8 protein-coding genes are annotated in these 11,790 nt (G+C 43.9%); 1 reads left to right on the top strand and 7 read right to left on the bottom strand.

Going from position 1 to position 11,790, the window contains the following annotated elements:
- Nucleotides 1–14 precede the first annotated feature (14 nt).
- The 7 genes from J2W55_RS03420 to J2W55_RS03390 form a co-directional block, all read right to left on the bottom strand.
- The gene (locus tag J2W55_RS03420) at nucleotides 15–1,511 is read right to left on the bottom strand and encodes a RagB/SusD family nutrient uptake outer membrane protein (RefSeq protein ID WP_310091998.1); all 1,497 of its coding nucleotides are present in this window, start codon (nucleotides 1,509–1,511) and stop codon (nucleotides 15–17) included.
- A 42-nt stretch (nucleotides 1,512–1,553) separates the two neighbouring features.
- On the bottom strand, nucleotides 1,554–4,889 hold the full coding sequence (locus J2W55_RS03415; RefSeq protein WP_310091996.1) for a TonB-dependent receptor: 3,336 nt from the start codon (nucleotides 4,887–4,889) through the stop codon (nucleotides 1,554–1,556).
- 251 nt (nucleotides 4,890–5,140) lie between these two features.
- Nucleotides 5,141–6,295, bottom strand: a complete 1,155-nt coding sequence (locus J2W55_RS03410) for a FecR family protein (RefSeq protein ID WP_310091994.1) — start codon at nucleotides 6,293–6,295, stop codon at nucleotides 5,141–5,143.
- Between the two features lie 87 nt (nucleotides 6,296–6,382).
- Entirely contained in the window at nucleotides 6,383–6,964 is a 582-nt protein-coding gene (locus J2W55_RS03405; protein WP_310091991.1) for an RNA polymerase sigma-70 factor, read from the bottom strand.
- Nucleotides 6,965–7,201: 237 nt separating this feature from the next.
- Nucleotides 7,202–7,825 carry an alpha/beta hydrolase gene (locus J2W55_RS03400; RefSeq protein WP_310091989.1) on the bottom strand — a complete coding sequence of 208 codons (624 nt, stop codon included), beginning with the start codon at nucleotides 7,823–7,825 and terminating at the stop codon, nucleotides 7,202–7,204.
- A gap of 4 nt (nucleotides 7,826–7,829) precedes the next feature.
- The gene (locus tag J2W55_RS03395) at nucleotides 7,830–8,765 is read right to left on the bottom strand and encodes a ring-cleaving dioxygenase (RefSeq protein ID WP_310091987.1); all 936 of its coding nucleotides are present in this window, start codon (nucleotides 8,763–8,765) and stop codon (nucleotides 7,830–7,832) included.
- 247 nt (nucleotides 8,766–9,012) lie between these two features.
- Nucleotides 9,013–9,804, bottom strand: coding sequence for an integrase core domain-containing protein (locus J2W55_RS03390; protein WP_310091984.1), 792 nt, complete (start codon nucleotides 9,802–9,804; stop codon nucleotides 9,013–9,015).
- A gap of 311 nt (nucleotides 9,805–10,115) precedes the next feature.
- On the opposite strand from J2W55_RS03390, the gene J2W55_RS03385 reads away from it, so the two are divergent.
- Nucleotides 10,116–10,997 (top strand): DNA glycosylase AlkZ-like family protein, encoded by an 882-nt coding sequence (locus J2W55_RS03385; protein ID WP_310091982.1) that lies wholly within the window; start codon nucleotides 10,116–10,118, stop codon nucleotides 10,995–10,997.
- The last annotated feature ends 793 nt before the right edge of the window (nucleotides 10,998–11,790 follow it).

The following is an 11,790-nucleotide window of genomic DNA, read 5'->3' as shown; positions in this document are numbered from 1 at the left end:
CGCAAATACTGTACTTAATGTTCCAGATTCCCTTCATTTAACGGATATTGGAAAAGCAGCCTGATATTGGTATAGGCAGCAGAATTAACCTCCCAATATGGTTTTTTTAATGCCTTTTCGCGCACACCATGTGCCGCCATTACCGCGGCCGCTTTTCCTGTTCGTAACAGATCAAACCAGCGATGGTTTTCAAAGCATAGTTCAATTTGCCGTTCATGAGCGATGGCCGCCCTAAAATCTTCCTGGCTTGCCACGTTCAGCGCAGGGTTTGCATTCCCGGCTGTTTTATCCTTTAACCCCGCACGTCTCCTCACCAGATTCAAATACCTGAATGCATCCCCGCCACCAGAAAAGCCCTGTTCGTTGAGGCATTCGGCCAACATTAAATAAACGTCGGCGTAACGGTATACCGGAAAATTATTGCCGGTAATGCCCTGAACCGCGGCTTTGCTCTGATATTTTTTTATAAACGGCATCGTGATGCCATACTCATCGGAGGTAAAGGTTTCGTCAATGGCAGCGGCCCGTCTTTTATCGCCGGGCTCAAAAGCGTTAAGCAGGTCCTGGGTGGGTATATTCCAGCCGTTTTGCGCGCCGTTGGCTATTTCCCATCCTGTTACCGAATCATCATACACATCCCAGGGTACAAAGGTGTCAATAAAGTCGCTGCCCAGGCCATTAGACCCCTCAATATATTGTATCTCAAAGATGGATTCGTGACCATTTTCCTTCGTCATGTCAAAGTTATCGGCATAGTTGGCATTCAGCATATAAACATTTGAAGCTATTACGCTGCGCAGCAATGGTATAGCCAGATCAAATTTTTTCTGGGTCATGTATACCTCGGCCAACAGGGTTTCTGCTGTGCCTTTGGTTACCCTGCCAGAATCAGATCCGCCCGAATATTTCAGCGGCAACTGGGCTATGGCATTCTTAGCATCCGTTATAATGGAATTGTAAACCGCGTTCACATCAGCCTTTGTAGCTACCTTATAGGCATCACCTACTGACTGTACTTCGGTAAGCACCAACGGAACGGGGCCAAACATGCGTACCAGGTTAAAATAATTAAAGGCCCGCAAAAAATTAGCTTGGCCCGAAACAGCGTTAGCGGTTGCAGTATCCAATTTGGCTGCGGGTAAACGGCCCAGTATTACATTACAACGACCTATACCTGTATAACTGGCCTCAAAAAATGCTCCAACCATATCGTTGTTATTCAGTTCCCTGAATTCATCTATCTGCTCTTTATTGATGCCTGAGCGGTCATTAGGGTTATATTCATAGGATGTATTATCAGATCGCATTTCGCCCATAGCCCAAAAAGAGCCGTTGTATAAACCCTGCAGCGGCGCGTAGGCGCCATTAACGGCTTGAGTAAACTGTGCGGGTGTTTTATAAAAATTCCCTGTGTTTTGTGTGGATGTAGGCTTGCGGTCCAGGTAATCCTTTTTGCAGCCGGCCATACCTATAGCGGCAAGCACCAAAAACATGTATATATATTTTTTCATGACTTCTGTTATTATGATTTGAGTTTTCATTTGGCACCTCCGTTAAAATGTTACATTACAACCTACTGTGTAAATAGCAGAAACAGGATAGCCCGTAAAGTTCACATTTGGCGAAAGCGACCTGTTACCCTGTTGCCCCTCTATACCCACCTCGGGGTTGCCGCCCTTATAGCCGGTGATGAGGATAGCGTTTTGCGCGCTGAAATAAACCCGGAGGTTTTTACTGAATTTGGTTTTAAAGTTATATCCCAGATCAATGTTCTTAACCATAAGGTAGGAGTTACTCTTAACCCAGTAAGATGGATAGTAGTCACGGGCCAGGTCGGTATTAACCACCGTTGTAGGCAACAGGCCCGCGCCGGGCTGCTGCTCTGACCGCCAGCGCTGCGCCACCGACTTTTCTACATTGAAAACCCCATCCAGATTGGTGGTGAACTGCTTGTACATATCAAACACGTGCCCGCCTACCGAGCCGGCAGAAATGATATTCATATCAAAGTTTCTGTACGAGAAGTGGTTATTAAAACCAAAGGTAAATTTAGGAAAGGGATTACCTATAGGTCCCTGGTCGTCGCCGTTAATAACACCATCGCCATTGATATCCTTATACCTGATGGTACCAATACCCTGCCCATCAAAATGCGGGTATTTATCCAGTTCGGCCTGATTTTGGAATATACCCTCAAATACGTATCCGTAAAACTGCCCCATTGGCAAACCTACCTTGGTTATGTTGGTTGGGTTATCATTGGCGGGGGCGTCATATATTTGTGGTGTTGGCCCCAGATCAAGCACTTTATTGCGGTTAAAGGACATATTAAGATCTGTTGACCAGTTAAACCCGCTGCCAACAATATTTTTGGTAGTAAGGGTAAACTCCCAGCCACGGTTACGCACATTGCCTACATTTGACGAGGCATAACCATAGCCCGATACAATGGGTACTGGTATAATTTGCAACATATCACGTGTATAGCGATTATAATACTCCGCAATTAAATAGATACGGCCCTTGAACAGGGAAAGGTCCATGCCAATATCAAGCTGGCGGGTTGTTTCCCAGCCCAGTTCTTTATTTCCCAGCGTGGTTATGGAAGCGCCCGGAACCAGGTTGCCGCCAAATGTGTAGTTGGTTTGGTCAACACCTGGTATGTAATCATAGTTGCCTACATTGTTGTTACCTGCCAGACCATAACTTGCTGTAAACTTCAACTGGTCAATAGCGGATACTTTGGGGAAGAAAGATTCATCAGAAATACGCCAGCCGCCTGACACCGAAGGGAAAGTACCCCACCTGTGACCTGGTGCAAACCTTGACGAACCATCGCGGCGGATAGAGCCGCTTAACAGATATTTATCTTTATAGGCATAGTTTACCCGGGCTATTAACGACAGCAGGCGCCAGTCTTCGTCAAGGTTATTATCCTTTGGCGCCGTTATAATAGTACCGGCCCCTACCGAATGAACGGCATCATCAGGAAAACCTGTTGCAAAGGTAAAACGGTTACGAGATGTTTCCTGTTGAATGGAATAGTCGCCCAATACCGCTAAAGTATGGTTTCCCCATGTTTTCTTATAATTAATGGAATTTTCGTTAAGCCAGTTAAATGAGCTTGCAGATGTGGCCGAGGCAATAGCTTTTTGCTGTGTGCCATCACGGTTGGGCACATTGAAGCCGCCGAGGAACGAGGGCCTGAAATAATCCTGCGACTTGGTTTGATAGTCAACCCCAAAGGTTGAACGCAGGGTAAGGCCGGGTATAATAACCCATTCTGCATAGGAATTTGCAAGGGTACGAAACTCATTACGCTTATTGGTGGTATTCACCAGCTCGCTTACCGGGTTGGCATTCTGAAATGTCCCGGGCGAACCAATCACATTGGTAAACGAACCATCGGGCTGTTTTACCGGTACCAGCGGGCTCTCCAGATAGGCCTGACTCAACACCGCTGATTGAAAGTGACCATCTGTTTCCTGTAACCTGCGCAAGCTGTAGGTAGGCGCTATGCTAAGGCCAACACTTACATTTTTAAATACATTGGCATCCATATTTGCTTTTAAGGAATAGCGCTGAAAGCCAGTGTTCAATACAGTACCCTGCTGGTTAAAATAACCCATTGAAAATAAAGAGCGTATTTTTTCTGTACCATTTGATACGGTAACATCATAATTTTGCATAGGCGCAGCACGTGTAACCTCATCAAACCAATCGGTACCCCTGCCAAGCGACTGTGGGTTTTTGTATTCGTCAGGTATCGGCTCATTTGTTCCGTTAGCCTTATTTTTATCCTGTATGGCCTCGGTGCGCCACTGGGCAAATTCAGAGGCGGTCATCATTTTAAGTTTGGTTTTTGGCAATACGGTTTGTATGCCGGTAGATGTGTTCACCGTAACTGTCGACTCCCCTTTTTTCGCTCTCTTGGTAGTGATCAGAATAACGCCGTTGGATCCCCTTGAGCCATAAATGGCAGTAGAAGCAGCATCTTTGAGCACGCTTATATTTTCGATATCATCGGGGTTGATGGTGCTCAATGGGTTGGAATACTGATCAAATCCCGGCGAAATAGGAAAGCCATCAATAACATACAGCGGATCATCACCCGCGCCTACCGAGCCCGCTCCACGGATGTTAACCGAAACCCCGCCGCCAGGTGTGCCCGTTACCTGGTTAACAGTAACACCGGCAAGCTGCCCCGCAAGTTTCAGATCGGCGCTGGCTGCTTTGATCTCTTTAATGTTACTCATTTTCACTGTCCCTACCGCGCCTGTAACATCTTTTCTTTCCTGGTTACCATAACCTATCACCACCACCTCATTAAGCTGCGTCTTATTCTCTTCCAACACAATGGTAAGTGTGGTACGTTTGTTTACAGGTTCTTCTTTAGTTTTAAAACCCACAAACGTAAATACAAGCACCGCGTTATCATCAGCCTGCAGCGTAAACTTGCCATCAACATCGGTTGTTACTCCTGTGCTCGTCCCTTTTATTTTTACATTAACACCGGGCAGCGGGTTATTTTGAGCATCCTTTACCTGGCCGGCTACAGTTATAGGCGCCGGCGCCTCACCAACCGCTGCCACAGCATCTTTTTTATTAACTATGATAGTTTTATTATCAATAGTATAGGTAAAAGGTTCATTTTTAAAACACTGTTTCAGCGCCTCATCAAGCGATGCGTTTTTTAATGACAGGGTAATAGGCTTAGCCTGCTTAATGTCATTATACTTATAAAAAAAATAATATCCGCTCTGTTTCTCAATAGCAGAGAATACCTTTTCAATAGCAGCATCCTTAGTACTTAGCGTGATCGTTTGCGAAAAACTTCTAGCACTAAGCTGCAAACAGCCGATGATAACTAATAAGACCGTTAATTTCATGGTCAAAAACAGTTTTGAGGTTGATGTACGGGGAATGTAAAATACTTTACCCCTAAAGTTTAATTGCATAACTTAGTCATGTTTGGGTTAATGTGTCTGTTAAGGAAACTCAGTAAACTTGATCCAAGTACTTTAGTCCGGAGGTGTTGCAGCACTTCCGGCTTTTTTATGGATTAGTTTGGGCATGGTGGTTAGTGGCTTCGTCGGCGTTTAGTCATAACATGTATTTTATTTGTTTCAAATTCAGTTAATTATGGAATAACAGTTATTTTTTTGTTTTCAATTTTAAAGTGGACATTGTTTAACTCCAATATGTGCAGCACTTGCGAAAGCTTTACATTGCGCTCAATTTTTCCTACAAATTCATCATCAGGTATTTTCCCTTCATAAACAACTTCAGTATCATACCAGCGGCTAAGCTGCTTCATGATATCCTGAATGCTGGCCCGCTTAAATTCAAAGAACCCATTCTTCCAGGCAATAGCCTGATCGGTGTCGGCATCAATAACCTGTATGGCGCCTTTTTTAACAACACCCTGTTGGCCAGGCTTTAACAAATTACTTTGGCCGTCAACATTTAACTTCACAGCCCCCTGCAATAAGGTGGTTTTTACAGCCGGTTCATCATTATAGGCCATGATATTAAAATGGGTACCTAAAACCCTTACCTGCATGCTGTTAACTTTCACCACAAAAGGGCTTGCTGTATTCTTTTTTACCTCAAAGTATGCCTCGCCAGTTAGTTCGACATTGCGTTGATTACGGGCAAAAACAGTTGGAAATTTTAATGACGATGCCGCATTCAGCCAAACTTTAGTACCATCGGGCAGTATTACCTGGTACTGGCCCCCTCTTGGTGTACTGATGGTATTGTATACTATTGGATCATTAGTTATTGCGGTATTATCCTGATCTATAATATAAATAAGCTGCCCATTCGCTGATTTTTTGATGTTGACCTTTCCCTTTTTTGCAAGGTTACCTACCTTAACAGAATCAAGCACCAGTTTTGTTCCGTTTTCAAGTGTGAGTATGGCTTTATTATTTCCCGGATCAACGTCATGCTTAACCGGCTTATGGCTGGCTGTAAATGATTGGGGTGCTTTTTTCAAGTACTGATAAACCCCTATGCTTATAACGATCAATACCATTGCGGCTGCAACATTTCTTAATGTAAAAAAGCCAATCACCCGTGGCTCTCTCGGTTCTTTTGACTCCTGAACAGCCTGCTGCAGACGCTTTAACATTTTATGCTCCAGCTGCTCTTTTACCCCAAGCAGTGATTCGTCCCAATCGGCATCTGATTGAAAACTCTCAAAAAAGTCAAGCAACAGCTGTTCATCATCAGCAGATGCCGATCCGTTTAAGTATTTATCTACTAGCTTTAAAAATTCCTGTTTTTGCACAACTGAGGGTTTTATAAGGTGAGAGTATAAAAAGCCACCTATCCCCTACTTAATAATTAAAAAATTTATTAATTGCCGGGTTGTTGTTTAATTTATAATAAAGAAACAAATGATATACAGCAGGAAGCTGCTGCCGATGAAAGTGCGAAGCTGCCGTAAAGCCCTGGTTAAATGATTTTCGACCGTTTTAGTGGATATGTTCAATTGCGAAGCAATTTCTTTATGGCTTAAACATTCCTCACGGCTTAGTTTGTACACTTCCCTGCATTTTTCGGGCAATGTATCCACAACAGAGCTTACCCGGGCGGTTAGTTCTTTATATTCAATGTTGTTATAAACAGAAGGAGTATGTATACGCTCTGATACCTCATCAAAAATATCAGCCCTCACCGGGCCTGTTCGTATTTGCCGGTAAACCTCGTAGCGTATAGCAGCATACAAATATGCTTTTAACGATACCATGATCATGATACTGCGCCTGTTGTTCCAGAGTTTTATAAATAATTCCTGAATTATATCTTCGCAGGCTTCTTTATTCTTTAAAACCTGATAAGCAGCAATATAAAGCGGGGCCCAGTATTTTTTATAAACAGCCGTAAGCGCAGTTTCATCATCCAGTTTCAAGCGGTCAATTAGCTGTATATCACTTAAAGCTACTCTTTCGGGCATATTTACAACGGGGGACTAATTATCAAACCATAAGCTGATGCCAATTAATTATTAACTGAATATTTATGTAAATCCTTGCCCGAAAATCAACCTGTATAACAATCAGTTATAGGTTGTAACAATTTATGCAGTAATTGTGTTGTAAATTTTACTAAATCGACGTAAAATATGATAGGTATTTATATTATTTAACAAAAAAGGCCGCTAAAAACGGCCTTTTTTGTTAAATATAAGCTATTATCTTGATAATATTTCGTTAGCCATAGCTAATTCCGGGGCTGTAATGGTATGCGGCCGGAGATTATAAATTTCTAAGGTAACGTTGGCATTCATCCCTTTTATAATACCTACACTTTCGTTCACCCGGCTTACCGGCACGTGCGGATCAGGGTCGCCGGTGGTGATCAGCACCGGAGTTTGGTTAAAATCACCTGTATAATTAGCCATATTTAGTTTTTCGCCAATTAGGCCACCCGTAAAAGCTATTGCGCCACCATACCTGCCCGCATTGCGGGTTATGTATTCAAGTGTTAAACATGCGCCTTGTGAAAAGCCCAGGAAATAAATATTTTCCTGGGATATCCCTTTCCCCATTATATCGGCAACCAGGTCGCCAATTATGCCCAGTGCCGAATCCAGCGCCGGTTGGTTATTACTCACCGGGGCCATAAAACTATATGGATACCAGCTGTGCTCGGTGGCCTGCGGGGCGAAAATGGCATAATCATTCAATTCTAAATGATCTTTCAGTGCTATTATGCCTGATGCCGAGGCGCCCCGCCCATGCAGCATAATAATGGCCTTTGTGGCTTGCTCAATGGGTTTCCCCGCTGTTACTATCTGTTTATGATGCGTGTACATTGCTTTATATTAATGATGGCAGTGAACGTTCAAGATCTTCGCGTATATTTTCATATTGTGCAGGCAGTTTCAGGCTGTTGCCCAATTCTTCTACCGGTTCGTCAACTGAGAAGCCGGGATTATCGGTTGCCAGTTCAAACAGTACACCACCCGGTTCGCGGAAGTACAAAGAATAAAAGTAGTTTCTATCTATTTTTCCGGTAATATTCAGGCCTAAATCAGCTATTTTTTGACGATAATTCATCAATATTTCTTCGTTTTTAACACGAAATGCTACGTGATGTACAGATCCACCTGCTACATGACCTGCAACTTCCCCGGCAACCTCAACGAGGTCAACTATCGCTGCGTTTTCTACCGCATCGGTTACAAAACGGAAACGGTTCACATGCTGTTCCAATAATTTGTAACCAAATACATCGGTCAGTATCCTGGCGGTTGCATCCATTTTATTGGTGGTAATGGTTATGTTATGAAAACCACGGGTGGCGTTTTCTGCCTTAACTTCTGTGGTTTCCCAAGGCAACCTGTTATCGGCAGTTTTTGGCACGATCAGTTCCAGTTTTAAACCATCAGGATCAAGAAATGTAAGATATTGTTCGCCAAACTTTTCTGCAGGTTTGTTATACAGTACATTATTATCCTCAAATCTTTTCAACCAAAAGTCCAGGCTGCCTTCGGGTGCGCTGTAACCAATTTCTGTAGCCTGACGTGCGCCTCTCCTGCCTGCAGTAATGCCCTGCCATGGGAAAAATGTAAGAATTGTGCCTGGTGTCCCAACTTTATCGCCGTAATATAAATGGTAAGTTTGCGGATCATCAAAGTTCACCGTTTTTTTCACCAGTCTTAAACCTAATACGCGGGTATAAAAATCATAGTTCTTTTTGGCGCCCCCTGCAATAGCAGTAATGTGGTGTATGCCGTTTATTGTGTTTTCCATTGTTTTCCTTTTCTATTCAAAAATTAATAATTGTTTTAATTGATGATTCAAATTTACCGCGCAAAACAAGGTTTACACTTGATGTAGGATAAGAAATAAAGTTGGGGATGATTTTATTCAGAAAACGCGATAGCTATGGGCGGGTGATGCAGGAGAAATTCTTTTATTCGCTCTGTATAGCATAGAGATTGCTTCGTTCCTCGCAATTGTAAAGGTTTAGTAAATCGGTAACAGAATCAGGTATTTTTTATTTGTTGTTTAGGGAGACCATATCGATAGGTTTTTTTCCATTAATGCCTTGATGCGGGCGCTCCCAGTTATAGTAAACCAGGTATTTTAAGAGTTCATCCTCAAGTTCCTGAAGGCTGTCGAAGTCAGTATCTTCGATAAGGTCTTCTTTTAACGTTCGCCAGAAGCGTTCCACCTTTCCGTTGGTCTGCGGGCGGTAAGGTTGCATATAACGCCGTTTAATGCCCGTCTCTATCAACATTCTTTCAAAAGGATGGTTGCGTTTCTGCAGGCTGGTGGAGGTGCCGAATTCCGGTCCGTTATCAGCGATGACCTCCTCGAACTGGATATCGAACTCGCGTTTAAACGCCTGCATACAATGCAAGGCAGTGAACATGGTCGTAAGTGCGGTGATATCTTCCATTACCTGTGCCCAGGCCAGGCGGGAATAATCGTCCAGCACACAAAGCAGGTAAAGCTTCCTGTTTTGCCCCCGGATCACACTTTTACTCAGGTGATGACAATCAATATGCCCTAATTGGCCCATACGTTCCTTTATGATCTTCCGCTTTATTTCTTTATCCGCAGTGGTTAAACGGTTCTTAGCATACCGCTTCAGGATATTGTATACTCCTGAAGGTGACGGTGTAAAGTTATTAGCTTTTTGCTTAAGCTGACAGGCTATCTCAAACTTATTGCAGCCCCGGTCGGGGCCGCCGGATGGATCCTGGAAAAGTTTGGGAACTGGGCGGACTTGCCTAAACGGGCCGATGGATGCCCGGATTAATGGAGCAAATTCACCGAGAAACAATTGCTGACCAATATTATGCTATATATCGCTACGCCTCAGTGGTTACTGCAACATGGATTTATCGGGGCAAGCGCTTGGAAGGTTCAGATCATTTCCCTCAAGGAACATATATCAGCGTACCCACAGGTGTCGCCGCTTTTCCAGATCCGGTTTTCCTGCCCAAACCACGCTCCTTCGTAAAAAAGACCTACAATGTCGTTCACTGGACAGACTTGGATGCGGGGGGGGCACTTCGCCGCGCTGGAAGAGCCAGAACTTATGCTGGCAGATCTCCGGAAATTTGTTGAAACTGTATCAGGAGGAAGTAAGGCGTGAAGGAAGAGATCCTCGCTTCCGAGGCGCGACGCATCGCCCTAACCGCCCAAGGCTTCAATGCCTTATCACGGAATAAGCAGGTAAGCCCACTACAGATCCGAAAAGTGATAGACAAGCTGGGGCTGTTACAGGTCGACAGCGTGAACGTTCTGGTCCGTGCGCAGTACGTTCTCGTCTTTTCGCGCCTCGGTATTTACGACCATGCTACCCTGGATGCACTTATAGCGGAAAGACCAAGACGCTATTTTGAGTATTGGGGTCATGAAGCATCAATTCTACCGGTTGACTGCCATCCGCTGCTGCGCTGGCGGATGGCAGACGCTTCCCAGGGCAAGGGTATTTGGCGACAGCTGGAAATTTATGCGGGTGAAAAACGCAAGGAAGCCGATGCTTTGCTGGAACGTATACGGCAAGAGGGAAATTTCGATGTAAAGGAAACCATATGGAGTTCACCCACATCAAAACCTGTTTACAATACTAAGTTAATTGCCCGGAGACAAATGATAGGTTCTGTTTTACAGGAGTTTATGTATGCAGCGCCAGGAACGGCCAACTCACCCGTAGAAAGAATAGAATACATTAGTTTTAATAGGATCGAGGGTCGCTGGAGATCAGTTTCTATGGATATCAGGGTTCCGGTTGGGCTAATGCCTGCCGCAAGTTTCGACCGGGGGCAAGAAAGTAAAATCAGGTTAATATTTGACCCGTTCCCAATCGCAGGTAAGGGATCGTCAGTTACTGGTCAAATGTTACGAATGGACGAAACCATCAACTTTGAAGACCCTGACCACGTTGTCAAAGAGCAACATTTTATTTTGGCCGACGGCAGCGGCAAAAGCTGGCTTGCTCATAGATACGAATATACAAAGAGAAAATAGGTTGAAAACCCTTGACTTTAAGATAGCTGAGGAAGCACAAGTTTTGCGTCCGCAGGCATATCTGGAGCAGATTTAATCGACCTTGCTGACGCTGACAGCACCGATGTATCGGAAGCCGAAAATCCAGTAACCAGCCTCCCGGTGATCTTAACGATGACTGATCGTTCGTCAGGTGTATTAAAGGAATTGGCTTAAACCAGTTCCTTTGATATTTAATATCTCGTTGCTATTTCTGCACTTTGTCAGCCCGGTCCTTGCCATATAAATTGCTTTAATAAATGGTTGAACTATCATTTAGCTGGTAAAAGGGATCCTTCACCAGTTCGCTCCGCAATTACCTGGTACGCCTGCTAAGTTTGCCGCCTGTTTACGTTACGGGACGGTAAACTACCTAAATGCACCGTGCTTCCTAGTGGTAGGTTCTGTTATCATTTGCTTATTTTCCGTACGAAATGCCAAATGAACAATATCCAAACCCCAAAGCCGGCTATAAACGACGGCAATTTATTTTGTGCTGAAAGCGCTGGTAAAAAAGCCCCCGTACCAATAATATAGGTAATTCATAATAAAATGAATGTTTCTCATAATCGATCATATTATGCGCTTACAAGACTTATGGTTTTACGGTGTTCTATCGGGTCACTTTTTTCCTTTATTTTAGATTTCTGTGGCTTGGCTGGTTTCGGTTTATTCAATCCTCTAAAAAACTTCATTACAACCGCCCGTACGTTAACCGGCACCTCGGAAATTACATTTTATTGGGCAAGTCATACCTTTGCGAATCTTGCAAGAA

Origin of the sequence: Mucilaginibacter pocheonensis, assembly GCF_031456535.1 — a bacterium.
Classification (GTDB): domain Bacteria; phylum Bacteroidota; class Bacteroidia; order Sphingobacteriales; family Sphingobacteriaceae; genus Mucilaginibacter; species Mucilaginibacter pocheonensis.
Note: the sequence above shows the minus strand (reverse complement) of the source record. Positions and strands in the feature narration are given on the sequence as shown.